The 25,495-nt window shown below is 63.8% G+C and carries 19 protein-coding genes; 9 read left to right on the top strand and 10 right to left on the bottom strand.

What is annotated here, in order from left to right; genetic code table 11:
- Positions 1-5: 5 nt before the first annotated feature.
- Positions 6-485, bottom strand: coding sequence for a hypothetical protein (locus tag OHA18_RS18715; RefSeq protein WP_329005404.1), 480 nt, complete (start codon positions 483-485; stop codon positions 6-8).
- A 153-nt stretch (positions 486-638) separates the two neighbouring features.
- Here OHA18_RS18715 and OHA18_RS18720 point away from each other — a divergent pair, with 153 nt between their 5' ends.
- From OHA18_RS18720 to OHA18_RS18735, 5 genes are all read left to right on the top strand, one after another.
- A complete protein-coding gene (locus tag OHA18_RS18720) occupies positions 639-899 on the top strand; it encodes a hypothetical protein (RefSeq protein ID WP_329005405.1) in 261 nt (86 codons plus the stop codon).
- Between the two features lie 265 nt (positions 900-1,164).
- A complete protein-coding gene (locus tag OHA18_RS43325) occupies positions 1,165-1,812 on the top strand; it encodes a DddA-like double-stranded DNA deaminase toxin (protein ID WP_442914417.1) in 648 nt (215 codons plus the stop codon).
- Entirely contained in the window at positions 1,809-2,207 is a 399-nt protein-coding gene (locus OHA18_RS18725) for an Imm1 family immunity protein (RefSeq protein WP_329005406.1), read from the top strand. Before OHA18_RS43325 ends, OHA18_RS18725 begins: the two co-directional genes overlap by 4 nt.
- A 184-nt stretch (positions 2,208-2,391) precedes the next feature.
- Positions 2,392-2,961 carry a GNAT family N-acetyltransferase gene (locus OHA18_RS18730; protein ID WP_329005407.1) on the top strand — a complete coding sequence of 190 codons (570 nt, stop codon included), beginning with the start codon at positions 2,392-2,394 and terminating at the stop codon, positions 2,959-2,961.
- Positions 2,962-3,165: 204 nt separating this feature from the next.
- Positions 3,166-3,684 (top strand): hypothetical protein, encoded by a 519-nt coding sequence (locus OHA18_RS18735; RefSeq protein ID WP_329005408.1) that lies wholly within the window; start codon positions 3,166-3,168, stop codon positions 3,682-3,684.
- A 24-nt stretch (positions 3,685-3,708) separates the two neighbouring features.
- On the opposite strand, the gene OHA18_RS18740 is transcribed toward OHA18_RS18735, so the two are convergent.
- The 4 genes from OHA18_RS18740 to OHA18_RS18755 form a co-directional block, all read right to left on the bottom strand.
- On the bottom strand, positions 3,709-6,843 hold the full coding sequence (locus OHA18_RS18740) for a type I restriction endonuclease subunit R (RefSeq protein ID WP_329005409.1): 3,135 nt from the start codon (positions 6,841-6,843) through the stop codon (positions 3,709-3,711).
- The gene (locus tag OHA18_RS18745) at positions 6,843-8,105 is read right to left on the bottom strand and encodes a restriction endonuclease subunit S (protein ID WP_329005410.1); all 1,263 of its coding nucleotides are present in this window, start codon (positions 8,103-8,105) and stop codon (positions 6,843-6,845) included. The genes OHA18_RS18740 and OHA18_RS18745 overlap by 1 nt, the downstream gene beginning before the upstream one ends.
- Positions 8,102-9,847: a type I restriction-modification system subunit M gene (locus OHA18_RS18750; protein ID WP_329005411.1), complete on the bottom strand. Its 1,746-nt coding sequence runs from the start codon at positions 9,845-9,847 to the stop codon at positions 8,102-8,104. Before OHA18_RS18750 ends, OHA18_RS18745 begins: the two co-directional genes overlap by 4 nt.
- A 319-nt stretch (positions 9,848-10,166) precedes the next feature.
- Entirely contained in the window at positions 10,167-12,323 is a 2,157-nt protein-coding gene (locus OHA18_RS18755; protein WP_329005412.1) for a GmrSD restriction endonuclease domain-containing protein, read from the bottom strand.
- A gap of 572 nt (positions 12,324-12,895) precedes the next feature.
- On the opposite strand from OHA18_RS18755, the gene OHA18_RS18760 reads away from it, so the two are divergent.
- Positions 12,896-13,660 carry a DUF1837 domain-containing protein gene (locus tag OHA18_RS18760; protein WP_329005413.1) on the top strand — a complete coding sequence of 255 codons (765 nt, stop codon included), beginning with the start codon at positions 12,896-12,898 and terminating at the stop codon, positions 13,658-13,660.
- The gene (locus tag OHA18_RS18765; RefSeq protein ID WP_329005414.1) at positions 13,650-17,165 is read left to right on the top strand and encodes a DEAD/DEAH box helicase; all 3,516 of its coding nucleotides are present in this window, start codon (positions 13,650-13,652) and stop codon (positions 17,163-17,165) included. The genes OHA18_RS18760 and OHA18_RS18765 overlap by 11 nt, the downstream gene beginning before the upstream one ends.
- Before the next feature lie 71 nt (positions 17,166-17,236).
- Here OHA18_RS18765 and OHA18_RS18770 read toward each other — a convergent pair whose 3' ends face one another.
- From OHA18_RS18770 to OHA18_RS18780, 3 genes are all read right to left on the bottom strand, one after another.
- Positions 17,237-18,568: a Shedu anti-phage system protein SduA domain-containing protein gene (locus OHA18_RS18770; RefSeq protein WP_329005415.1), complete on the bottom strand. Its 1,332-nt coding sequence runs from the start codon at positions 18,566-18,568 to the stop codon at positions 17,237-17,239.
- Between the two features lie 656 nt (positions 18,569-19,224).
- Complete coding sequence (locus tag OHA18_RS18775) at positions 19,225-20,436, bottom strand: IS481 family transposase (RefSeq protein ID WP_329005416.1); 1,212 nt, start codon at positions 20,434-20,436, stop codon at positions 19,225-19,227.
- 312 nt (positions 20,437-20,748) lie between these two features.
- Positions 20,749-21,492, bottom strand: a complete 744-nt coding sequence (locus tag OHA18_RS18780) for a helix-turn-helix domain-containing protein (protein WP_329005417.1) — start codon at positions 21,490-21,492, stop codon at positions 20,749-20,751.
- A gap of 64 nt (positions 21,493-21,556) precedes the next feature.
- On the opposite strand from OHA18_RS18780, the gene OHA18_RS18785 reads away from it, so the two are divergent.
- Positions 21,557-22,126: a TIGR03086 family metal-binding protein gene (locus OHA18_RS18785; protein ID WP_329005418.1), complete on the top strand. Its 570-nt coding sequence runs from the start codon at positions 21,557-21,559 to the stop codon at positions 22,124-22,126.
- A 148-nt stretch (positions 22,127-22,274) separates the two neighbouring features.
- Here OHA18_RS18785 and OHA18_RS18790 read toward each other — a convergent pair whose 3' ends face one another.
- Complete coding sequence (locus tag OHA18_RS18790; protein WP_329005419.1) at positions 22,275-23,093, bottom strand: LLM class flavin-dependent oxidoreductase; 819 nt, start codon at positions 23,091-23,093, stop codon at positions 22,275-22,277.
- A gap of 82 nt (positions 23,094-23,175) precedes the next feature.
- Positions 23,176-24,084 (bottom strand): NADP-dependent oxidoreductase, encoded by a 909-nt coding sequence (locus OHA18_RS18795; RefSeq protein ID WP_329005420.1) that lies wholly within the window; start codon positions 24,082-24,084, stop codon positions 23,176-23,178.
- A gap of 141 nt (positions 24,085-24,225) precedes the next feature.
- Here OHA18_RS18795 and OHA18_RS18800 point away from each other — a divergent pair, with 141 nt between their 5' ends.
- Positions 24,226-25,494 (top strand): outer membrane protein assembly factor BamB family protein, encoded by a 1,269-nt coding sequence (locus OHA18_RS18800; RefSeq protein ID WP_329005421.1) that lies wholly within the window; start codon positions 24,226-24,228, stop codon positions 25,492-25,494.
- Position 25,495: the final 1 nt, after the last annotated feature.

Raw genomic sequence — 25,495 nt, forward strand, 5'->3', positions numbered from 1 at the left:
AGATCTCAGTCGAGCTGGCCGTGCAGTCCGACGTACTCTTCTTCGGCCCGCAGCACCTTCGACAGGACCGCACCGGCGCTCGGCAGTGGATGGAGCGGGAACTTCGAGCCGTCCCACTTCAGCCGGCCGTCGACGGTCGTCGAAGGCGGGATGACCACGGGTGTCCCTGGCTCGATGTACTCAAGGCCGGTAGCCAGCGGGCCGAGGTCGGTTTCGGGCTGGAGCGTGCAGGTGATCCAGTCGCCGTTCGGCAGTTTCATCGTCGGCGGCCAGATCCCAGGTCGATCCTGTTCGTACAGCCGTTTGCCGTAAGCGCCGGCGATCCGTGGCAGGCGCCAGATTGCAACGGTCGGGCACGACGTGATCGCCAGGTTGGGTGGCTCGGCGACGTCCCACACCGCCCGGGCTGTGTCGACATCGGTGATCCAGCTGCCGTCCGGCGTGCCCGCGATAGTTGCCGCCTGCACCGGAATACCACGTTCCACGCATGCGAGAGCCGTGTCCAACAAGGCGTTCTTGCGTCGAATCATCTGCCTGATCGTCCTCCCGTATCGGGAACATCATTGCCGCGTCACTACGCGGCTTGTCAATCGGACCCCAGCAGATCGCTGACTGTCTAACCAAGTGAGGAGCCGTACATGTCCCAAGTCGAACAGATGAAGATGCAGTTGCACGGTTTGGCTGACCAGTCGAGGCAAGGTGCAGCCAGTCTGGCTGGCTTCAAGCAGCGCTTCGAACAGTCCAGCCAGCAGGTGCAGGCCCTCATCCGCGGCACAGCAACCCGTGCGGACCAGGACATCGCGACGATGCTGGACGCGGCCGCAAAGTCGGTCGACCAAGCCGTCCAGTCGCTGCAGATCGCCGAGGCCGGATGTCGCGGCTACGCCGACCAGATTTAGCTGGCCGAGGCAGCGTATGCCTTCCGAGCTGCAGAGGGTCGCCGAACAACTGCTTGCCTGTCTGAACGAGGCTCCGCGGGCGGTCGGCTACCTTCATGACCGAGCCAGAAAGTGCCGCGAAGCCGCGGCGTGGATCGGGAGCACCAGTAACAACCCAAGCGCCCGAGTGGCCGCCATGCAGCTCGATGATGCGGCAAGGCGCTGCGAAGAGGCAGCGCATTACTTGTCTCAGGCTGAAGCTCGAGCGAAGCAGTGGGTCGAGCAGATGGTGAGCGGCATTCGAACCGCCGAGCCAAGCGGCGGCTCGAGGGGTGAACGGTCGCAAGGGCCAGACGGCAGCACGCCTCCCGCGGATCGCCGGCGTGACGACCATGACGACGAACCGGAAGCCAATAAGCCGGACAAGCCCGGACGGGCTGGCGATGAGACGGGTTCGGAGGAAAATGGACCGTCGCGGGGCACGGTCGATGCTCGGCCGCAGGACAGTGGCGCCACTGATGAAGCTGGAGATCAGCCGGAGCCCGCTCCGTTCATCGAACAGATCTTTCGGCGGCTACCCGAGCGGCCGGGAGACGTCGGGCCGACATCCGGGATTCTGACCAAGCCGGACGGTGGAGGCCTGATTCATGTGCGCAGCGGGACGCGAGGACCAGGAGGTACGGCGCCAGGTCTCGGCGGCCGAACCGCCAGCCTCGACTCTGCGCGAGAACACGCGGAGGGCCACGCGGCAGCACTCATGCGGCGGGCTGGAATGCCTCGAGAAATGACCCTGTACGTGAACAAGCGTCCCTGCGGTGGACGGTACGGCTGCGACAACACGTTGCCGTGGCAGTTGCCACCCGGTGCCAAGCTGACGGTCTATTGGCCAGGCGGCTATAAGGTCTACATCGGTGATGGGAGAGGACTCGCATGAACGACTTCTTGACGGCCTACTACGACGATGACGCGGGACAGCAGCGCATAGGCAGCCAGGCCGCGCTCGACGAGCTGCTTGACCGAGTCGCAAATCTGCCGCGGCCGACCTGGGTCGAATTGGTCAGTGCGGACGAGCTCACCACGATGAACATTGGACTAGGCGCAGCCTTCAGTTCCTTGACGCTCTACGACGACGTCGATGGCTCCGCGAAGTACCGCTCAGCCGGCACCCTCGCCGAGCCGCAGGAAGCCACCTTCGACTATGGCGGCGTGCCGACGACCATGGGCAAAGGCAGCGCGATCACCGTGAAGGAGGCTCGTGCAGCGGCCTCCGAGTTCTTCGCCACTGGCAGACGTCCTGAGCTGGTGGCCTGGGAGCTGGCAGCCGACTAAGCGCTCCCATGGCGAAGATAGAACATACGCGTATGGTGTGGCCGGTCGAGACTTCGTCCTGCCGAACTGCCGCCAATGGTTGCCAGCAATTGGCTGATCGCTCGGGACGGGGGCACATCTGGCTTCCGGCCCAACCATTGATACCTGACTCAAGGGTGCCAGCGGCTTACGCCAGGGAGCGACCATGACCCTGACCTTGATCCGCCGTACGGGGACCGAGACGCTTGAACTCGTCCCGAGACTAAAGCCGCTCTACGCGAACGCCTACTCCGAACCTCCGTACGAGATGTCGGAGGAAGACATCGAACAGTTCGAGTTCCGGATCACGAAACATGCCGGCCTGGACGGATTCGTTCTCGTCGCCGGGGAGCTCGACGGGCCCTTCGTCGGGTTCTCGTACGGATTTACCTTCCCGCCTGGACGATGGTGGACCGGTGTTAAGACTGATCCGCCTCCTGCAGACGTTGCTTCAGGCCCTCTTTTCGCGATGATCGAGCTCGGCGTACACACCGACTTCCGTGGCCGCGGCTTCTCCAGCCAGCTTGTCGATGCCCTCCTCGCCGGCCGACCAGAGCCCTTCGCGAGTCTCATCTCCCGCCCAGGCGCACAGGCTCACGCGATGTACCAATGCTGGGGGTGGAAGAAAGTCGGAACAGCGCAGACGTACCCGCACTGGCCCGTCGAGGACATCGACGTCCTCCCTTTGCACAACAGCAAGTCACCTGAGCACTCGAGGAAGGGGCCACGATCATGAGCAACCATCCGTTCGGGATCGCGGATGCAGCTTTGGCGCGCTCGCGGACGAACTACCGTAGCGAACGAACTGGCTTGATCAAGCTTGTAGGTTCCGGTCACGAGTTCGGCGCCCGAAGTACGGCAACGGAGGAACAGATCGGGGCACAGCTCCGGCGTTCTGAAGTCTTCCACGTCGGCTGAGCCAGAGGAGACGAGCCGGAACATGACTTGGGATCCTTGGGCGATCAAGCCCGACTCAGAGCGAGAGGTCTGGGAATTCAGCCCGCTCGCGGCTGTAGGACCGCTCATCTTCTGGATGGAGCACCACGAGGTGGAGCAAGCAGTCGGACATCGATCGAGCCTTGGCCGTTGGGGCGACAGACTTAGTAGCGCAAGCTTCAGTCAGGGATTCACGGCGTACTACGAGGATGGACATCTGCACGCGGTTGCAATCGACGCATGTGCAGGTCCACAGGTGAGGTTCGAAGGCGCTCAGTTGGTCGGCCGGCCACCGTCTGAGGTAGCCGACTGGTACGGCGACAATTGCGAGCGACTACAGGCGGACTATGTCATAAACCAGCATGGTGACCCGTCGTCCGACCGTCTCGGCTTCGTCATCCGCACGCAACGCGCAGGTGATCGCCTCCTCACCCGTCCTGTCTTCGTCGGCTGGCAATGGTCCGGCCGCTGCGGCGACATCCAGGAAAGCTACATCCCTGAGGAAGAGTGGCAGGTGCGCTGAGCTGAGGCCTTCAGGCCTGGCTGCTCATGTTTCCGTCTGCTGATCGATCGCGGCCTCGTAGAAGGCGTCCGCGAGCGCGACGACGACGGCGTTGATGCCAGGTCCGTCGCTGAAGAAGTAGTCGGCCATGGTGTTGTGAGCTTCCTGGTTGTCGACAACCGCCTCGGTGACCGCTGCCTGGAAGTCTTGCGACTCCATGAACTGCTTCTTCGAGTTCACCTTGGTCTGGTTCACCAGGTCGGGGTAGGCGAGCAACCGCTGTACCAGCCCTTGCACGAACTCGCGAATCTGAGACTCGGCAAAGGATTCCGCACCGAAGAGGTCGTTCATCTTGTCGATGACGACCTGGAGTGCCACGTACTTGGGCTCCTTCCGGGCCCCCGTGCCCGCGCCGCTGATGCCCTTGAGTTCGCCGTCTCCGGTCAGCGAGATGTTGACCGCGATTCCCTTACTATGCTTGACCCCGACCAGGACCACGTCAGAGAGGTCGACCTCGGCGGTCCAGGACGAGTCTGCGATGACCTTCTCGAGGAGCCGCAGGAAGATGGACAGCATCTCCATGTATGGGTCGCCGTAGTCGACGATTTGGCTCATGAAGTCGTAGAGCCGGACGTAGGTAGAGACGTCCTTGCGGAATAGATCGAGGGTGTTCAGGGTGACCTTGTCATCAGCCTCGATCGCAGCCGCGTATCGGCGGGCGAAGTCGTTCTTGGCCGGGCTGATCGCAGCCGAGAGCGCGTTGTTACCCTTCCGCGTGACCCACAGTTCGGCGACCTCACGCACTTGCTCTTGCGTGTAGATTCCCGCCTGGGCGAGCTTAGTGGCGAGGTGGATGACGACGTACGGGTCGGTCTCGGTCTCCAGGGTAGCGTTGGTGAAGTAGGGCTCGAACGCATCCCGGATGTCCTCGGGCTTGTTCACGAAGTCGATCACAAAAGTCTTGCGTTTCTGCTCTCCGCCCGCAGTGCGGTGAGTTCGGTTGAGCCGGGACAGCGTCTGCACGGCGGTGACGCCGGAGAGCTTTTTGTCGACGTACATCGCCGAGAGCAGCGGCTGATCAAAACCTGTCTGGAACTTGTTTGCGACCAGCATGATCTTGTAGGTCGTGCCCTTGAAGGCGGCGGCAAGGTCCGAGCCGGCGCCAGGGTTCAGGTTGGCCTCCGTGAACTCGTCGTCCTCGCCCGGCCGAGGCCCCCAGTCTGAGACCCACTCCTCGCCTTCGGCCATCGTCACCGATGCGGAGAAGGCGACCAGGGTGCGGTAGTTGTACGAGGCGTCCTCGCCGGCCCGCTTGGCGATGTAGGCGTCGATCGCCTTCTTGTACTTCACCGCGGCCTTGCGTGAGTCAGTCACGACCATCGCCTTTGCTTTGCCCTCGAGCAGGTGGGCGACGTTGGCGTGGAAGTGCTCGACGATGATCTGCACCTTCTGGCTGATGTTGGTTGGGTGCAGCTTCACCCACCGCATTAGTCCCTTGCGAGCGGCGGCCTCCTCCACCTCGCCCCCGTCGCCACTCTCGGCATTGCCGGCGATCTTCAGCGCGGTGTCGTAGGACTGGTAGCCCTTGAGCACGTCGAGGATGTAGCCCTCCTCGATCGCCTGCCGCATCGAGTAGAGGTGAAACTCGACCGGCTTCCCGCCAGGACCCTTGCGACCGAACAGTTCCAGCGTCTTGTTCTTCGGCGTTGCCGTGAACGCGAAGTAGGAGATGTTCTCCGACTCGGCCCGCTCGGTCATCTCCGATGCCAGGATCGCCTCTACGTCGACGGAGCCGCTCTCCTCGATCTCCTTGACCTCCTCCGCGGTCAGCACAGCCTTGAGCTTGGACGAGATCTGGCCGGACTGCGAGGAGTGCGCCTCGTCAGCGATCACCGCGAACCGGCGTCCCTTCAAGGACGAGTCGGCACGGATCTCGTCGAGGGCGAACGGGAAAGTCTGCACCGTCACCGCGATGATCAGCTCTCCGTTCTTCAACGCGGTCGCCAGCAGCCCGGATTTCGACTTAGCCCCCGCCTTGCGGACGTCTTCCGGGCTGATCGTGGCCACGATCTTCCCCGAGCCGTCGATCTGCCGGATCGCGTCCTGGAGCTGCCCGTCAAGGACAGTGCGGTCGACGACCACGATTACGGAGTCGAACACCTTCTCGTCGTTCACATGCAGTCGCGCCAGGCGGTGAGCGGTCCAGGCGATGGTGTTGGTCTTACCCGACCCTGCAGAGTGCTCGATCAGGTAGCGCTGCCCCACGCCTTCCTTGGTCACCGCGGCGACGATGTTCGTCACTGCCTCCCACTGGTGGAAGCGAGGGAAGAGCATGCTGGTACGCCGGACCGAAGTGCCCGTGGTGACGTCCCACTCCTCCTTGGACTCCACGATCATCAGCCGGCCGATGATGTTCAGCCAGGCGTGCTTCTCCCAGACCCGCTCCCACAGGTACGCCGTGGCCGACCACCCGCCCTCGCCCGGTGGATTGCCCGCGCCATGCTCATGGCCGACGTTGAACGGCAGAAAGTGTGTCTTCTCGCCCTCGAGCCGGGTTGTCATCGCGGCCAGATCGTTGGAGACCGCGAAGTGCACCAGCGCCCGATGCCCAAACGACAACAACGGCTCCGGCCGCCCGTTGGTCAACGGGTTGCGATCCTTGCGGTACTGGTTGATCGCCTCGTCCAGCGACTGGGTGAAGTCCGTCTTCAACTCCACGGTCGCGACCGGGAGCCCGTTGACGAAGAAGACCAGGTCGATGCTTCGCTGGTCGGCGGTGGAGAAGCGCACCTGCCGCATCACCCGCACCCGCATCGCCGCATACTGTTCGTTGGTGGTCGCATTCAGACTGGTCGCGGGCCGAAACTGCGCCATCTTCAGCCGACCACCCCCGATGTACTGCACTCCGTTCCGGACGATGTTCAGTGTCCCGCCACCATGCTCCAGCGGCTTGTCGAGCGCCGTCGTCAGAACGTCAAGGAACTTCGCCTCGGACCCCGCTGCCCTCAACGCCTTCTCGTACGCCGCCTGCTGTGTCTCCTTCAACCAGGTGAATAGATCCTCGGGGAACAGCGCACGCGCTTGGTCGTATCCGAGATCGTCTGTCGAGTACACCCACCCGTGGGACTCCAGGTACGCGCAAATCTCGGATTCGAAGACGATCTCATTGTGATCGGCCATCACACCATCTCCCGTACGTCGACCTGCCCAGTCACCGCCGCCGTAATCAACGCTGCCCGCCGCTGTCGGGCGAGTTCGACGAAGCGCTCGGTCTCGGCGACCAGCTGATCGATCCTGGCGGTCTCACGATCCATGTGCGCGAGGATGCGGCGCTGATCGTCCACGGGGGGCAGCGGCATCGGAAGGTTCACGATGTCGGACTGGCTGATGTTGAGCATCGAGTGGCTCGCGCCAGTCGCCTCCAACTCGATAAGGTCACGCCACCTGCGGCTTCCGAGCACTGCTGCTACGAACCGCGAATCGGCTTGGCTCTCATCGAGCGAGAACGCGTACAGCTTGTCGCAGAGCATAAGCCGCGGCAGGTCGTTTTCAACCACTGCGGCGCTGCCGACGAGTTCACGGGTGTTGGCGCGCGACACGATGAGGTCACCTCGAGTTACGACGATGTCCGGGCGCGGGATCTCGTCCTCCGGCAGCTCCTTGTTCTCCATCGGGCGAAAACGACCGCCGTTTGCGGCTCCGGCCTTGAGAACGGCCCATGTCTCGACTCCGTCGGCTGGCCACGCGTAGCACTGCGGGCTCCACCCCTGCCGAACGGATCGAATGATGTGCTTCAGCCGTGCCCCGCTGGTAGCGACGATCGACACTCCCTCCTCAATCGTCGCCCGGCGACGCTCACGAAGGATCTCGAGCAGGCGCTGCTGCTCCTCCACGAGCGCATCGATGCGAGCGGTCTCGCGGTCGAGGTAGTCGGCGATGGCGCGCTGCTCGTCCAGCGGCGGCAGCGGCATCGGAATCCTCGCGAGCTTCTCCGCGGTGAGGTGCGGCATTGAGACAACGTTGGAGTAGGCGCGGATGAAGCCGCTAGCGCGCAGCGCGATCAGATAGAACGCAATGAACCGGCCATCGAAGTCATCAATCGGTCGAAGCCGGTTGATCGAGTTCTGGAAGCCCCAGCCCGGGAGGTCCTCGTCGACATACGCGGCACGGCCGAACCCGCCCTGACCACCCTCGACGACGACAACGTCGCCTGCCCGGATGCTCAGTTGCTCCAACTCGGCCTCACTGAACCACATCTCGCTCACGTCGTCGAGGGCAAGGACGCCGTCGGGCTGCACGTTCGCAGCGCGCATGTACGGGGCGCACACGTCACTGCCGGAGTCCTTACTCTGCAGCATCTTGCCGAGCGTGACAGTCGCAGCCGTCTTGATCTGGCCGACCCGCCACTTGTCCGGCAAGGTGCCCCAGAGCGGTCCCGTCACTGCTCCACCTCTCGCAGTAGATCGAGGATCTTGGCGACCTGTTTCTCCAGATCAGCGTCGATCTCGGCTAGAGGGCGAGGTGGAAGGTACTTGTAGAAGTGGCGGGTAAAGGGGATCTCGTAGCCGGTCTTGACCTTGGCCCAGTCGATCCATGCGTCGGGGACGTGCGGCTTCACCTCAGTGTCGAAGTATGCCTGGATGACATCGATCTTGCCTGCGGTGCCGGCGGATGAACCGCCGTAGGTGAACGGGACGTTCTCAGCGTCGCGCTTCTTCGGATCCGCCTTGGGCTTGCCTTTTCGGTCGACTACCGGCTTGCCGGTCTCATCGTGGAGTGGGCGCTCGACGACGATGGTCCAGTACCCGAACTCGTCGTTGCGCAGCACCTTAGAATAGTCCGGATCCGCGTCGGTGAAATCGGCATACAGCCGGACGACATTGTCGCGGTCCTCCTCACTGAGCTCTCGGTTCTTGGCGCCGAGGTTCTTGCGCATCTTGGTCCAGAACGAGGTGCCGTCAATGAGCTGGACGAGTCCCTGGCGGTCGGGGTGCTTGATGTTGTCCAGGATCCAGATGTAGGTGGCGATGCCTGTATTGAAGAACATGTTGGTCGGCAGGGCGACGATCGCCTCAACCAGGTCCTCCTCCAGCAGGTACTTGCGGATGTTTGACGGTCCGGACTCGGCGGCACCGTTGAAGAGTGGCGAGCCATTCATCACGATGCCGACCCGACCACCGCCGTCCTCCGGCTCGCGCATCTTGTGAACAAGGTGGAGCAGGAAGAGCATCTGTCCATCGGAGGTCGACGGGAGGCCGGGGGCGAACCGGCCGTAGGGGCCCGCAGACGCTCTCTCCTCGGTGATCGCCTTGCCATACTGCTTCCAGTCAACGCCGTACGGCGGGTTGGACATGCAGAAGTCGAACTGGCGGCCTTTGAACGCGTCGTCCGTGAGCGTGTTGCCGAACGCGATGTTGGACGCGTCGTGGCCTTTGGCCAGTAGGTCGGACTTGCAGATCGCGTACGATTGTGGGTTGTACTCCTGACCGTACAGACTCAGCTTCGCGTCCGGGTTTTGCGCGAGCAGGTGCTCCTCGGCCAAAGCGAGCATGCCGCCGGTGCCTGCGGTGGGGTCGTATAACGTGCGGACGATACCAGCCTCTGTCAGGTCGGCGTCCTTCTCGGCGAAGAGCAGGTCGACCAGCAGTCGGATCGCGTCTCGCGGGGTGTAATGGTCACCGGAGGTCTCGTTCGCGGCCTCGTTGAACTTGCGGATGATGTATTCAAACGCATCGCCCATGTCGGCGTTGGAAACGACGTCCGGGTGCAAGTCAACGGCCTTGAAGGATGTGATGACCTGGCGCAGAAGCCCCGCCTTTTGAAGAGCGAGGATCTCCTTCTTGAAGTCGAAGTATTCGAACACGTCGACGTCGGGAGACCACTGGTCGATGTAGTCGGCGAGGTTGTCCGCCAGCCCGTCGGCATCTTCCAGAAGGTTGGCGAACGAGTAGTTCGAGGTGTTGTAGAACGGCCGCCCGGTGGCCTTGTTGACTTCGAGCTTCCTCCGGCCGGGGCTAGCGTACATTGCAGCCAGTTCACGCACTGTTTCCAGGTCAGGCTCTAGAATGCAGTCGAGGCGACGCAGGATCGTAAGCGGGAGAATCACGTTGCCGTACTGGTTGGGGCGGTAGGGTCCCCGAAGCTGGTCGGCTATCGACCAGATGAAGCTACCCAGAGTGCTCACAAGACTCCTTAAAAGACCCGGTCGACGGCATATTGCGGTGGCGCCCAGCGCGACGCCTCGTGCGCCGACCGAGAGGACGGCGTACAGTCGCGGCAACTGTGTGTCACAGCTGCATCATCGCGCATCACGACCCCCTGAGCGCCATCAAGTTGTCACCCACCGGCCCAGCGAATCCGCCGCGGTCATCGCGAATCATCTCCTTTGTCGCACTGATAGCGACGCTGGATCACGGGTACACCACGTGCCTCTGTGCACGTACTTATCGAGCTTAGAATCAGCTCTGTTACAAGCGGCGGGGATACACGCCGGCCAGACGGCGTCAGACAAGACCCTTCTCCAAGGCTTCGCGGCGGATGTCGATCAGGCGCACCAGACGACCATCGACCTGTGTCTGCCAGAAATTCCATCCTGGGCACGCCTTGGTCTGCAGGACAAACTCGCCCGCTCCGGATAGGGATCGGAAGGTCTCGCCGGATGCCACCTGAATCTGGCCGTCGACGAGGACCCGAGCCTGGAAGCGTTCGCCGCGGCGTTGGCCGATCAGCTCAGCATTGACAAGCAGGAGACCCTTGTCGATAAGGTCAGCGACGCTCACGTCGTAACGTGCCCGGGTCCGTGTGCGCGACGGATCTGTTCGTCGAGTGGCGGACACCGGTGCGGTACCAAACACCGCCGGGTTCCAGATGAGCTCGCACAGCCGTTGGTAAAGGGCCTGACGATCGTCGATCGCCTTCTTGTCGAACTTCGCAAAGGCGCGGAGCAGTCTGTCGAGCTTGTACTGCCTGGCGAACTTGTTGAAGGTTGGGTTCCGATCGCGGTGGGCAGTATGCAGCGAGCCGGCTAGCTGGTTCTGGCGCTGGTAGTACTCGACCTTCCTCTCGTAGGGGAGATCTTGGTAGCTTGCGTTATCCGACTTTCGCAAGAGCAGCAGAGCGCCGAGGCGGTTCCGGTACGCGTCGAACATGGCGCGCGTATTCGTCTCCGGTTGGTAGCGCTCGAAGTGATTCGCCCAGATGTGCTCGATCTCGAAAGGGCGGCTGGTGTCGAGGTAGGCGGCCATGTCATCACTCTGGCCACAGCCGGTCTGGACGAACCCGGTGAGGCGTGCCAAGAGGTAGCGCACCTGACTGCTGTTGTTCGAGCGGAGGCCGTACGCCTTCATGTTCTTGAAGTCGTAGTCGAGTGCGGAGACTTCGTCGGCGAGGATTGTGCGTAGTTTGTCCGTACTGACGCCGCCACGCACCCTCTCGACCAGGCGCGCGGCGTAGCTGTCGAGCCCTGACGAGGGCAGATCGTTGACGACTCGACGGGCGAACAAGAGGTCGAGGTAGTCGGCGATCAGCTGTGCCTTCGTCTTGAAGCTTGCGGAGTCGTCCTTCGGCTCGACGGCAGCCAAGATAGGCGCCGCCTGGGACTTGATGCCGTTGTATGCGTTGAAGAAGACGCTTTGGAGCTCGCGGTCATAGGCCTTGGTCGCTGCTGCAAGCGTGCGGAAGCGCTCGGAGTACTTGGCCAGATCCTCGACCAGGCCACGGAAATCCGATGCCCTCTGCAGGTCGAGACGTTCCACATTGTCCTTTACCCAGGCGTGGAATGGGCCATTGATGCGCTCGACGTCGGTCGGCTTGTCGCCTGGCTCCATGCTCACGTCGGCGTAGCGGCTGATGAGGAAGGTCTTGATGAACTCAGCCGGCGCGTTCACATCGATCCCTGCCAGATCAGAGACCATCTGCCGCCACAGCTTGTCAATACCACCTTTCTCGCCGCCGATCTTCGATAGCAAGAAACTCTTGAGCAGATCAATCGGCCCGAGGCGTACGCCGCGGTCGTTCATCGACTCGTAGATCTCCCACCCCTGCTCGGACGTCGCCGCTCGGATGCCCACCATGCAGACGCCGTCTAGCAGCCAATCAACAAAGTACGGCAGCGCATCGCCGCGAAGCTCGTCCGGAAACTCTTCCTGAAGTACCCGTGCCCCTTCCCAAAGGCGACGAAGGTCACCGGGCGCGTTGTCGGGCAGGGCGTAATCTTGCGCGCTGAACACTTGCTCGAGAAACGGCCCGCGGTCCGGGATATCGAGCGTGTATACGGGCTTTCCGAACTTGCGTGACTGGATCAGGCTGCTGAGATGGGCTGCCTCGCCTTCGAGATCTTGTGCAAGGAGGAGCTCGCGCAGGTAGATGAGCATCAGATGGAGCGTCGTGATCCGCTGCTGCCCATCTACGAGGAAGGTGATATGAGCGTCGTCGTGATAGACATACGGCCCGAGGAAGTACGGACTGTAGCGGGCAACGTCCTCGCGATCATGCTCCAGGCTCCAGTTCGTCATGAACTTCGTGCGTAGATCATCGATCAGCCGGCGAATGTCTTCGCGACCCCACGTGTAATCACGCTGGTAGCTGTCCAGGCGGTACTGGCGCGCAGTGAAGACTTCCTGGATCGTCACCGCCTTGCCCTGAATCATGTCCTGCTGCACACTGCCTCCCCTAGACCGGTGCATCCCTCGTTGTACGGCACCCATAACGTATCCGCCGGGTCGTCTGCCCGCCCGGTGCGGCGTGTTCTTGCGCGGGTGCCCCACTACACATCGATTCGCGTTGCGCTGGTCGATGTCTCAGCGTGCCGCTGTGATGGCGCTCAAACGTACGTCAAGCTGGCTCATTGACGGACGGTACTCGCCCGCGCGTCAGCATCGAACGGCACACCCCGAAGGTGCACGGCCAAGTGGCTGGTGTCCCCGGCTCGGCAGTGACATTCCCGCCAACCGTCAGCTGCACCCTGCTGTAGCCACGCCACGCCTTCGAGAGGCGTACACGGCAGCCCGCTCTGCCGCATCGGGTTCGGAGCAACGGGCCGGCGACGAGACTCCTTAGTCATGTATCCCCTGGGGTCAGCGAGAAGTGCAGTTGGTTCATCGTCACCTTCAGGCGCGAGTAGTTCTTTCATTCTGTCAAACGCGCGCCACCAGAAGACACAGCGGAGATGGTCCCGTTAAACTTCAGCTTTGAAACACCCGGCCAGGGTGGAAGTGCGGATCGCAGGGTGGATATGACTGACTTCAACGGCTGGTGCACACTCAGTCCGCTTGTACCTATCGGTGCCCATCGGGCCGGCGTCATCGAGTCGTACGACGACGGTTACGGTGTAGCCAAACTGGCTGCAAGTCTTCCGAATGCTTATGCGGAGACAAGTTCGCTGGCAATGGTCGCGGAGCGATTCGGAAAGCAGGGGGTGGCGAAGTTCCTTCGCAATAAGCTCCCCACTAAGGCAAGCGCGCGCTCTGGGGACATGGGTGAGATCCTTGCGACGGCATACCTTCACGAAGAGTTCGGGTGTGTAGTTGGTCCGAGCCGACTCATCCAGCGCGACCATCAGGAGTGGGCGATGAGAGGCGATGATGTCCTAGGCGCCTGGCTTGACGAGCGCGCGAGATTGCACATCACCAAGGCCGAGGCGAAGAGTCGCGCAAGCCTTGGAGTGAGCACGGTCGAGGAAGCGCGTGAAGGTTTAGCGCGGAACGATGGACTGCCATCTCCGCACTCGCTGACCCAGTTCGCTGAGCGGCTCCTGCCTACGTCAGATAGCCAGATCGGCGAAGCCGTGATCGCCATGCAACTGTCGGAGGGCATCCGTCCCGACGACGTCAATCATCTTATGTTTCTATTCACGGGAAGCGACCCGCGCCCGCACGTGGCAGCAGACCTTGAGGCGTACACGGGATCAGTGCCGCAGTTGACAATCACCCTTCGAGTGGCTGGCCACCAAAAGTTCATCAAGGAGGCCTACGAGGAGGTGACCACCGTTGGCGCGTGAGGCGGGCGACCTCGTCGAAAGTCTGTCGGCGGCGACGGACGTAGGCTTCCGCGGGCGTTTGCTGGCCCGTGGCCAGGCGCAGTCGATGATTCGACGCGCTGGGGTCCTGCCTGGTGATGCGCCCCAGTTCAGTCCCTTCTTGGACGCCGACCTGCTGAACTACAGCTACGCGATGCTGTCCAACAGCCTGGATCTGTTAGAGGTCGCGAACGGCGAAAGCGACGAGCCCACACAGCTCACGTTGGCTCGGGAGGGGTTCATCCAAGGCTCATATGCCCTGGAGGCGGCCACCCGAAACGCTGCGCCCGCAGAAGACCTGGCTTTTCACCGACTCATCGCAGGCGCAGCGAGCCACCTCGGCGGCTACGCTGCTCGGGCGTTTTCACTCATGCAGGCGAGCCAGGGGTCGGGGCGCTTGACTCCGATGGAACAGACGCTGGCCGATCTTGCAATGCGCGATCTGAACTCCATCGAGCAACGAACCCGAACCCTGCGCTCTTCGCCCCAGCTTTCCGACGAGGTCCTGCTAAGGGCTCTGACCGCTGAAGATGGCAACGGTGATCAACCGGCAACCGCGGACCAGGTTGGCCCCGTTGTGCTCCTCCTCAGCGAGAACTATCTCGCGGGGGTTTCGGCGGCCCTGTTCGCGATCGAGGTCGGAAGCCGGGAGCTTCTATCAGGTGCACTCGAGGATCTCGAACTCGGCGAGCGGGCCTCGTTAGACGTGAGCGCACCCGGACCGTGGTGGGTGTACCGGCTCACCCGGCGTCTGCTGGGGGATCTGTTCGAAACCAGCATCGAGACCAACATCCCAGGCGAACTGCCGCCAACTGCGGGCTATCGCCTCGAACGGTGGCGGTATCTCCGACGCACATTCGTAGAGTCGCTCCTAGCACGAGGGCGCTCCGAGATCGATCTGTGGCCCTCACAGCTCCACATCGTCGACAGGATCTTCCACGATGCACGGGATCTCGTCGTCGCGCTGCCGACCAGCGCTGGGAAGACACGCATCGCAGAGTTGTCAATTCTGGCGTGTCTCGCACAACGGAGCCGTGCGGTCTACATCACGCCGCTCCGAGCCCTCTCTGCCCAGACCGAGCGTGTCCTTGCCCGAACATTCTCGCCGCTTGGTATCCGCGTGTCCGCTCTCTACGGCAGCATGGGAGTCAGCAACGTTGACGAGGCCACACTGCGCTCGGGGGAGATTGTTGTAGCCACCCCGGAGAAGCTTGACTTCGCGATTCGCTCGGACCCGACTGTGCTTGACGACGTCGGCCTTATCGTTCTAGATGAGGGGCACATGATCGGAGCGTCTGAGCGCGAGGTGCGCTACGAAGCGCAGATTCAGCGGCTGCTACGCCGGCGAGACGCCTCGACGCGCCGCATCCTCTGTCTCTCGGCAGTTTTCCCTTCCGGGACTGAGCTCGACGACTTCGTCGCATGGATCACCGACGATGAGCCGGACGGACTGCACCGCGAGGCCTGGCGTCCGACGCAGCAACGCTTTGGCCTTGTTGAGTGGCGCAACGATCATGCACGATTGACCATCACTCTTGGGGCCGACCAGCCGTTCATTCCGCGCTACCTCGAGGTCAAGCAGCCGACTGGCCGACGGAGACGAGCGTTCCCTGCGGATCAGCGCGAACTCGTAATCGCTACCGGATGGCGCCTGGTCGAGGAGGGCCAGACCGTCCTCGTCTTCTGCCCCCAACGGAACTCCGTCGAGCCGTACGCCCGCGCGATTATCAAGCTCCACGAGCAGGGTCTTGTTTCATCTGTGCTGCCGCCTGACGTCGACCTGGGCGATGCGCTAACCGTCGGGGCCGAGTGGTTTGGGGTCGATCATCCCATTTTGAGATGTCTGAAGCTCGGCGTAGCCATTCACCATGGAGCGCTACCTGGTCCCTTCCGTCGGGAGATTGAGCGTCTGTTGCAGCTTGGCAGTGTGAAGGTCACCATTGCCTCACCGACCCTCGCGCAGGGGCTGAACTTGTCTGCCTCGGCGGTGCTCTTCCATGGCCTTCGACGAGGCAGGGAGCCTCTGAACGGCTCCGAGTTCGCGAACGTCATCGGCCGCGCTGGGCGCGCGTTCGTCGACACCGAAGGCCTTGTTTTGTACCCGCTTTTCCAGCCAACCGAGAGGCGTCGGAGGGAGTGGCTCGAACTGGCTCAAGGCGACGCCGGCAAGTCCCTGCAATCGGGACTGATCGAGGTCGGCGTCGCGTTGCTGCGGAGGATGTTCGCATCGGTCGGGCTCGGGTCTGTTGAGCGCCTGATCGAGTACCTGACGGGCGCCCCCGACTGGAGCCTGCCAGTTCTGCCCCAAGAGGCGGACGACCTCCGCGCTGCCGCTACCGCGACGTGGAAATCGAACCTCGCGCTACTCGATGTCGGCATCCTGAGCATCGTCGGAGACGGTGGCCAGGATGCCGATCCTGACTTCGCGACGCAACTCGTCGCGGATGCGCTTCTCGGGTCACTCTGGGACCGTCAACTTCGCCGCCTCGAAGACGTGAGTGCGGCGGCGGTGCGTGCAGTAGTCGACAGCCGGACCAGGCACCTGTGGCAGACCTCCACGCCGTCGCAACGCCGCGGTTGGTACTTGGCTGGGCTCGGAGCAGACGCTGGGGACGAACTCTCGCAAGTGTCTGGACGCGTTATTTCCCTGGCCATCGGGGCGGAGGCTGACATCCTCGCTGCAGACTACGAGGCGGCCGCTCGCCGACTCGTGGAGATTGCCGAGACGGTGTTCGCGGTCGAAGCCTTCGCTCCCGAGATGGCAGTTGCGGATTGGCGGGACGTGCTCATGCATTGGGTCCGGGGCCAAGCCCTCGGCGACCTTTCCGGCGACAGGGTCGCCATCGCGCAGTTCATCGAATCCGATGTAATCTACCGTCTGGTCTGGGGGATGGAGGCGGCCAGGGTCTTCGAGGCCGCCCAGGGCAACCCACGCGCCGAGACATTGCAAGGTACGGCCGTAACCGCCATCGAGACAGGAACCTTCAACCGGTCAGCCTCGATTCTGATCCGCTCTGGCTTCGACCACCGACTCGCGGCCATCTCTGCAGTCGCCAGCACCGGTGCGACATTCGACTCCGCAACTGAAATGCGCCAGTGGATCAACGATCTCGATCCAAAACTGGCGTTGAGCCAGGACTGGCCCACACCCGAATCGCGGTCAGCCTGGGTGGAGTTCGCATACCGCGCTCGGACGCAACGGGCGCGTCAGTGGATCCGCAGCACCGAGGATGTGGACGAGGTCATCTGGTATGACGCAGCGCCCGACCTGGGGACATGGCTGCGTGTGACTGACGGTGGACCAGGAATTCAGATCTGGTCGACGGGCTTTGACTTGCTCGGAGAGGCATCCATCCGCCTCAACCCGGGGCGCCAAGGCATCCTGCGTGCGCAACGGTCGGGAGGCAACTCTGGTATCCAGTTGCGTTATCGCGGCCCAAACGACCTCTTCCCAAAGGTGCGGAAGCGACCCCCCACTGACATCTAGTCGCCCTCGCGACGTCAGGCGGGTCAGAGTGGCGGCGTCGAACGATTGAATGCGACTGGCAGTGCGTGTCCCTATTCAGAGGCGAATCGCAGCGTACGTTCGGCGCTGTCGAGTAGATCCGCATAAGTGAGCACCTGCAACCGGCTGAGGTGCGCGTTGTAGGAGCGAATCGTCTGCTCGACCTGTACCTTCGACGCGCCCGATTTCGAGACCCGGTCCGGGTGGCCCACAACGACCGTCCCCTTGGCCCTGCGCAGATCGAAGTCGATTCCCAGCTCAGATTTGTACTGCAGCGCCAACGCGGGGCCCACCTCATCTAGAGACCGTAGGTAGTTCAGGCATTGGCTGACCGCCTCATGGACCTCGTCGGTCACGATCAGATGGTTGCGGTGGCGACGAACGATGTCGACCTCCGGACCCTTCAGCTCAATGACCTCAAGGCTGCCATCTGCACACAGCAGCGGTATGTCGTACTGGTCGAGGGGCATCAACGACCGCCGGTCAGCTACTCCGACATACTGACCGCCAAAGAGCCAGTATCGTTTCCCGATCGCCTTATGCATGGCGGTTTCATTCACGTCATCCGCCAAAGCCAGCGCCTGCAGCCGCGCGACGACACTTCGACGTTCGCGAATAACCGCGCCTTCGACGGCCGACAACCCAGAAGGAGTCGAGGTCAAACCAGAGACCACTCCTTCCACGTCTCCCAGCGCAAACGCCCGCCCAAGCCCGTACGCACCGAATTGCGGATCGGCACGTCGATCTTGCGCCAGCCCTAGGGCATCCTCGATGCTGCCGACGAACTGCTCGAACGAGAACTCTTCGTATGGCTCGGTGATCTCCATCCGCTCCCGATCGGCAAGCAGGAAACAGATGGCGTCGACCAACCCATCAGCCGCGAGCCTCGAGAAGGTGGATCTCGCCAGCTCCAAGGCGACTGCGCGAGCCCGAGCGGAGAAGTACGCGTAGGAGTCCGGTTTCGAACGCGCTTCGATGGTCGTTCCATCCATGATGAAGAGCAGCGCCACACAGGGCTTGAACGGAGCCCGCTCGGGACCGTCGAACGACCACCGAATACTCGTTGCGCTGGCGACAGCCTCGTTTAGACGATTCCTGATGTTCTTGGCCGGCGAACTAAGCAATGGACTAATCTCTGCTAGCAGAAGCGGCGCCCCGTCGTCGTTGAGGAGTACAACGTCGGAAAAGCCGGCGTTCGATACGAAGCTGCCCGGTGGCCACGGACGGTGGTCCGTTCGCAGTGACTCCCGATCGAGCCCGGATTCAGCCAGGTCCTCTATGACGGCGGCGTTCAGGCGACGGAGCAGGCCCTGATAGGCGACAATGCGCGTTGATCCTGCTGAGCCGTGCTCCAGATGTGATTGGATCTCTTCGATCGTTCGCACCGCTCTTCGTGGCACCCGAGCTCCTAACCAATCCGAGGACTCCTGACTCTATCTGCGATGCCGCGACTTGCATCCGATCGCAGGCGGATCGGTCCCTCGGGAACCTCGGCGAGCACCGGCCGGCAGCTGACCTTAGGCCCGTATTCACTACGCTCAGCCGAGATTATCCGCCCCGCTCCGATAGATCAGAGTCGTCGACGACCAGGCAGGTAGTTGAACCGTCGCTCAGCATGGCCGCTACAAGTGCTGTACCGAGTCACTGGGTGTGCATGAGGGATGCCGGGTGTCAGCACGCTGTGGAGGTGACATGACGCCCGGCGTCGGATCAGCTGAGTCGGCAGCGCGCCCCAGTCGTTGGCTCGCGGGTAGTGTTTCGCGAGTGAGCGACGACATTGTTCGCAGACAACTGATGGGTCCTGACAGCCTTGAGCTGTCCGTCGTTAGTCGGCAAAATCAACGGAAGGCGTTGGTTGAGCACCATCACCGATGAGAAGTCTGGCGCTGTGAATCCGCAGGTCACGGGTAAGCTTGGCAATTGATGACAAACGATGAGTGTATTTTTGTCAGAGTCCGCGGGTTGTGGGTTCGAGTCCCACGGGGCCTACTATTGTGATGTCTCAGGACATCCCGGACAGGTGAACCCACGTTTCGTGGGTTCACCTGTTTCTTTTGGGGACGGGGCCGGGTGGTTTGCCGGTGGGTTGGTAGTCCTTGGTGGGGTCGAGGATCAGGTCGCGGAGGAGTTTGCCGGTGGCGGCGTCGACGACGCGGATGTGCAGGTCTTGGATGGGCAGGAGGACGTGGGTTCGGGCGTGGGTTCGCCCGATGCCGATGTGATGGAGCCGGCCGTTGACGCGCAGGGTGACGACGCCGGTGTCGTCGACGCGGTCGGTGCGGACGCGGTGGTGGACCTCGCCGGTCCGGTCGGTGCCCGGGGTGGCTTTCGGCCGGGCGGTGTAGGCGGTGGCCGGGGTGGCTCGGTGTGGCAGGGACCGGTGCGGTCGGCGGTGGTTGTATTCGTCGACGAAGGCGTCGAGCAGGGCCTGGAGTTCGGTGATCGTGGCGGGTTGGACGGGTTGGGCGCGGAGCGATTTCTTGGGTGTCTGCTGGAACCTCTCGACCTTCCCGCAGGTCGTCGGGTGGTTGGGGCGGGAGTTCTTCTGGGTGATGTTCAGGCGCCGCAGTTCGGTCTCGAGGCCGTTGCGGCCACCCTTGCCGCCGGAGAACCGAGTGGTGTAGACCATGCCGTTGTCGGTGAGTGTGGAGGCCGGGATCCCCTGTAGTGCAACGGTTTCACGGAAGCTGCTGGTCACGATCGTGCCGGTGATCCGCGGGTGGGCGGTGACATGGAGGGCGTAGCGGGAGTGGTCGTCCAGCCAGCTGATGATTTCCACATCCGCGCCGGGCCGGCCGCTTGGGGCGGCGAGGCGGTAGTGGGTGAAGTCGGACTGCCAGCACTCGTTGGGTTGCTCGGCGGCGAACCGTAGGTACGACGATCTGGGCCGCTTCCCGGGGTCGGGAACGACGGCGGCGTGCCGGGTCAGGATCCGGTGGATCGTGGCACGCGACAACACGGTGTCGTGGTGGTGCAGTAGGTGCCAGCCGATCGTGTCCGCGCCAGCGTCCAGGCCCTGCTCGGTCAGCTGTTTGCGCAACGCCAGCACCAACTCGACCGTCGCCGCCGGTGTGGCTCGCGGTGAGGTCTTTGGCCGCCGTGACCGCGGTTCGAACGCCGCCTCACCCTCGGCCCGCCACCGCGCCAGCAGCTCGTACAGCCACGACCGCGCCACGCCGTACTCGGCGACCACCTCGGCAACGGACCGCTTCTCCACCGTGATCGCGGTGATCACCAACCGAGCCTTCGACATGCCCGAACATCAACACCGCTGTCTCCCATGTCCTGAGACATCAGTCCGGTATGTCGTGAGACACCCGTCCGGGATGTGTTGAGCCACAACACCACGGGGCCTACTACTTCTGACCTGGGGTTTTGCCGAAGTGGGCGCACTCGCTCGACGTGTCTGTCAGTGGATAGACGTCTCGGATGCCTCCGAAGCAGGGCCAACTTGGGCACGTTCGCCGTTGGGGCAACTCGCGTCAGGTGTTCGTTTACGCCGGTGTGGACCTCGTGACGGGGGCCGGCTTGAGTAGAGACTCCAAAGCCCGCACCGGGGCCGGATTTAATAGCGTTGCGCGTACCAGGTTGGTGGTTCGCCGAAGATGGTTTTGAAGTCGCGGATGAAGTGGCCTTGGTCGGCGTAGCCGAGGTCCGCCGCCAGCGCGGCCCAGTCGATCGCGCCGCCGTCGGCCATCCGTGTGGTTACCTCGTGCAGGCGGTAGCGGCGGATCACCCACTTCGGGCCGATGCCGACGTACTCCGCGAACAGCCGTTGCAGCCCCCGCATGCTCAGCCCCAGGCCACCGGCGAGGCGTTCGACCCTGGTCACGGCCTTGTCCTTGGCGATCAGCTCGACCGCGGCTATCGCCTGGCGCACCCGGGTGTCGTCGTCCGGCAGGTGTTTCAGCAGGAACGCATCGATAGACGGTACGTCGAGCGCGGTGGGCAGGTCCGGGCCGAACACCTCGGTCGCTGGTACGACGCGGTTGGTGATCGTCGAGACGGAGGCGCCGAGGAACGAGCGGAAGGCGCCAGGCCGGAACGCGACGCCGAAGACGTGGTCGCGGCCCTCGAGGACCTTGATCTGGTAGCGGCTGCATACGCCGTTGACGTCCGCGCGGCCGGCGCCGAACGACAGGTGCACGTTCGGGTACGGCACGATCTTCTGCCGGTAGGGCTCGGCGTAGTCCCAACGAGCCTCCCAGTAACGCTCCACCCATGGCACGAGCGCCGGCGACGGGCGGTGGAACGTGTGGCGCTGATACCTGCTCCACGCACTCGCCTGCTCACGAATGTCGCGTCCCACCCGGCAGAGTGTATGTCGTCTTTGTTCAATACCCCTCGGGCCGGCGCCGCCTAGCATCGCCGCCATGTCACACCTTTCCAACGCGGCCGAAGCCATGGTCGCAGTCGCCCGTACCATCACCGACGACCAGCTCGCCAACAAGACTCCATGCACGGACTATGACGTGCGGAGCCTGGTCAACCACCTGTTGTTCTGGGGCCCGTCGCTCGCCGGCGCCGGCCGCAAGGAGTCCGTTCCGCAGCCGGCGACCGCCGAGGCCGAGGTGGATCTGGCAGCCGGCGACTGGCGCGGCCGCCTGCTCACTCTGCTGGACGACATCTCGTCGTCGTGGGCGCCGCCGAGCGCTTGGGACGGCGAGACGAGCATGGGCACGCCGCAGCTGCTGCCCGCGTCTGTCATGGGCGACATGATCGTCGGCGAGCTGGCCGTGCATGGCTGGGACCTGGCGGTCGCGACCGGGCAGCGGCTGGAACTGCCCGCTGACCTGCTGGCGCACCTGCACGACACGATGTTCGCCGGCGTGGAGCAGGGGCGGGAGATGGGCATGTACGGACCGCAGATCGCGGTGCCGGCCGGCGCGCCCACGTTGGACCGCATCCTCGGCTTGACCGGCCGTGATCCCGCCTGGGCGTAGACCCGCCTCGGACTCTGAGCAGCTACCGAAGCAGTGGGGTTGCTATTCGCCCAGGAGGAGGAACTGGAAGCCGATTTCGGATGTGTGGTTGAGGCCGTTGAAGACGGCTGGGACCAGGGCGAACACCGCTTTCAAGCGAGTACGGCGCTTAGTGTCCGGCCAGCTCGGCCACGACGGGGGCGAGCGTGTCGGCGAAGTCGGCGCCGATGACGAAGTAGGAGAAGCCGATCTCCTCGCGACGGCGTTGGATTTCTTCGGCGGCTGCCGCGGGGTCACTCGGAAGGATGACGAGCGAGTCGGCCGCGCGAAGCGCCGCGGTGTCGAGGTTGGGCGCCGCCATGAACCGAGCGACGCCGTCACCGACCGCGGCGATGTGCTGGCCGAGTTCGATGTCGCGTCCGGCAGGAAAGTCGCGTACCCGGTTCGTGGTTTCGGCTCGATCGTCTTCCGTCGAGAGTACGAACGTGACGGCGTCAGCGACTTCGAACGCCAGCGCTTGCGACTTCGGTCCGCTCACCGCCATGACGACCGGAGTGTGCAGATCGGGACCGTCGAACGAACGCAGGGCGGCCACGGTGTCGCGCATCCTGGCGCGACGCGCAGCCGGGGAGACGACAGGTAGACCCAGTTCGACTTCGATCCCGGGCCGGCCGGCGCCGATGCCCATTTCGAACCGGCCTTCCGTGAGCACCGAGAGCGAGTGGGCCTCCCAAGCTGTACTCCAGGGTTCGCGGAGAGCCGCGGCGTAGACCCAGGAGCCGACCCGCAGGTCAGCGAGCGCCGCCGCGGTTGCCAGCGTGGGGCCGATCGCTGGTTGCCACGTAGGAACGTCGGGCATCAGCAACGTTGAGTAGCCGCTGTCGGCGATGCGGCGCACGCGGTCCCGCCACGCCGGCAGGTCAGCACCGATCGGCGCAACGACCCCGAATCGGAATGGTCTGGTGGCTCGCCTGGCCTGGTCGTTCATCGCGGTTCTCCTTGAGCCTGGGACCTTGTTAGGTCCGGTTGCCCTCTCCACGAACCCACCACCCAGAATTCGACAACCCCAGTCATTTCAGCTTGATGATGGTCCTGCCGCGGGTGTGTTCTGCGAAGTCGGCCGGTACGGCGTCCAGGTCGCGGACGGCCGTGACGAGCGGGGTGAGTCTGCCGTCGCGGAGGCGGGTGGCCAGCTGGGTCAACTGGTCGCGGTTGGGCTCGACGACGAAGAAGATTGAGCGGCCGTTGTCTGGGTGGACGGTTGGTGGGTCGGCGACCGTGACGAGGGTGCCGCCGGGTCGGAGTAGGGCGGTGGAGCGGTCGCGGATTTCGCCGCCGATGACGTCGAAGACTGCGTCGACCTCACCGGCGTCCTCGACGCGGTCGCTGTCCAGGTCGAGGAACTCGTTGGCGCCATGGGAGTTGGCCAGGTCTCGGTCGGCAGCGCGGCCGGTGGCGATGATGTGGGCTCCGGTCTCGCGGGCGAGCTGTACGGCGACCGATCCGACGGAGCCGCCCGCGCCGTCGATGAGGATGCTTTGGCCTGCTTGCAGGTGAGCGTGGTCGAACAGGGCTTGCCAGGCTGTCAGTCCGGGCATCACCACAGCGGCCGCAGTGACGTGGTCGACGTCGGCGGGGAGCGGAGCCAGGTTGCGGGCTTCGACGGCGGCGTACTCGGCGAGTGAGCCGTTGCGGGCCCAGTCGGTCAGGCCGAAGACCCGCTGGCCGATCGTGAGCCCAGTGCTGCCGTAGCCGAGCTCGACGACTACGCCGGACAGTTCGTGGCCGAGGACGCTCGGTGTGCGGTCGCGATCGGCGCGGTCGGTCCAGGTGCTGGGCCATTCCGGCTCGCCTCGGAGGAAGCCGGCGGCATGGACCTCGACGATGACGTCGTTCTCGGCGGCGCGGGGGTCGGGCAGCTTGGTCAAGGACAGCCCGTAGTCGTCGGCGTCGCGGGCCTGGACAATGATGGCACGCATGACGATCCTTCCAGTGGTCGTTGGGATGGTTCTCTTCGACGGTAGACAGCCATGGCCCGCGCCCGCCAGGCCATTCGGAGGCACTTTCCGTGGGCCACCTGGCCGTGCCTGCTGGACCCCGGAGGGCGTTACGGTCGGGCGGTGACCGTACGTCGTCGGACTGTTCTTCTTGCTGTTGCCTCTGCGCCGTTGCTGGTGGCGTGTTCGAAGACCGCGGACAAGGCCGCGCCGAAGTTGAAGCTCGAGAAGGTTTGGCAGGAGCCGGTGGTGACGCCGTGGGTGGCTGTGCCAGGGCGGGTACGACTGGTGGGCGATGCAGTCGTCGTCGCTGACGGGACCGGTACGGCGAACGCTCGCGTCGCCTGCTTCAATGCGGCCGACGGCGCGAAGAAATGGGTGATGGACGGCACGAAGCCGGTATCGGCCCCTGAGCTGGGGGACGTCTGGGTTTCTGTTGTCGGGCCAGGGTTTCTGGGGTATTCGTCCACGCTGATCCAGGGCCCGACGGTCCGGGCCGCCGGTGACATCCTGCCGGTTCCCGTTGCGTCTGCACCGAAGGGCGCCGCGGCGAGTGGGGTCGTCGGCATCGACGTCCGGACCGGCAATCCGGTCTGGGGTTTTCGGGCCGGGGCGACGCCGTCGACCGATCGCACGATGGTCACAGCAGTGGCCGAGTCCGTCGTACTCGCGACCGTCAGCGCGCCGTTCGGCCCGGGCTGGCCGGACAAGACCCGGCCGCCGACCACGATCGCGCTCGACGCCAAGACCGGCGACGAGCTGTGGCGTGACGCAGACGCCATCGGAGTCTCAGGTGACGGGAACTCGGTCGTCGTCGTGAAGCGGACGGCGGCGTCCTGGCACATGGAGGTCCGGGATGCGCGGACCGGAAAGGCTCGCTGGACCGGTACGCATCAGTCGCGTGGACCGTACGAACACAGGGGAACGGCCGCGGACCACACCGTGCTGAAGCACGCGGACCGCAAGGATCTCGACCTGATCCGGTTGTCCGATGGCAAGCCACTCGATTACGGCACCGATGCCACGCCGAATGTGGTGGCGAGCGATCCACCGTTGCTCGTGTGGGACAGCGGGGTCGCGTGGTGGGCCAAGGGCCCGAACGGCTTCGTCACCCAGACCTTGCCCAAAGGCTCGCCGACAAAGGGAAAGCACCGGCCCAAGGGCCTGGAGTTCACCGCGGCCTACGGCGTCGGGCCGTATATCTGGGGCGACTACGGCACCACGCAGGAAAGTGAAGACAACGACTACCTCGCCGGAACGGTCGCGGTGGACCGCACCGGCGCACCGTGCTCGCCGAATCTGCAAGGCGTAATGCTCGCCGACGTCTCCGAAAACTGGCTGGTCGTCGCCCGGAAGGACCACATCGAGCTCCACCGCGTCACGACCGCTTGAC

It is taken from the genome of Kribbella sp. NBC_00709, assembly GCF_036226565.1.
Lineage (GTDB): Bacteria > Actinomycetota > Actinomycetes > Propionibacteriales > Kribbellaceae > Kribbella.

Excerpts from the sequence above, each read along its gene's own strand:
- OHA18_RS18720 (WP_329005405.1), top strand. The coding sequence starts at position 639 with ATGTCCCAAGTCGAACAGATGAAGATGCAGTTGCACGGTTTGGCTGAC.
- OHA18_RS18775 (WP_329005416.1), bottom strand. The coding sequence starts at position 20,436 with ATGTCGAAGGCTCGGTTGGTGATCACCGCGATCACGGTGGAGAAGCGG.
- OHA18_RS18725 (WP_329005406.1), top strand. The coding sequence starts at position 1,809 with ATGAACGACTTCTTGACGGCCTACTACGACGATGACGCGGGACAGCAG.
- OHA18_RS43325 (WP_442914417.1), top strand. The coding sequence starts at position 1,165 with ATGGTGAGCGGCATTCGAACCGCCGAGCCAAGCGGCGGCTCGAGGGGT.
- OHA18_RS18785 (WP_329005418.1), top strand. The coding sequence starts at position 21,557 with ATGTCACACCTTTCCAACGCGGCCGAAGCCATGGTCGCAGTCGCCCGT.
- OHA18_RS18735 (WP_329005408.1), top strand. The coding sequence starts at position 3,166 with ATGACTTGGGATCCTTGGGCGATCAAGCCCGACTCAGAGCGAGAGGTC.
- OHA18_RS18790 (WP_329005419.1), bottom strand. The coding sequence starts at position 23,093 with ATGAACGACCAGGCCAGGCGAGCCACCAGACCATTCCGATTCGGGGTC.
- OHA18_RS18740 (WP_329005409.1), bottom strand. The coding sequence starts at position 6,843 with ATGGCCGATCACAATGAGATCGTCTTCGAATCCGAGATTTGCGCGTAC.
- OHA18_RS18760 (WP_329005413.1), top strand. The coding sequence starts at position 12,896 with ATGACTGACTTCAACGGCTGGTGCACACTCAGTCCGCTTGTACCTATC.
- OHA18_RS18795 (WP_329005420.1), bottom strand. The coding sequence starts at position 24,084 with ATGCGTGCCATCATTGTCCAGGCCCGCGACGCCGACGACTACGGGCTG.
- OHA18_RS18730 (WP_329005407.1), top strand. The coding sequence starts at position 2,392 with ATGACCCTGACCTTGATCCGCCGTACGGGGACCGAGACGCTTGAACTC.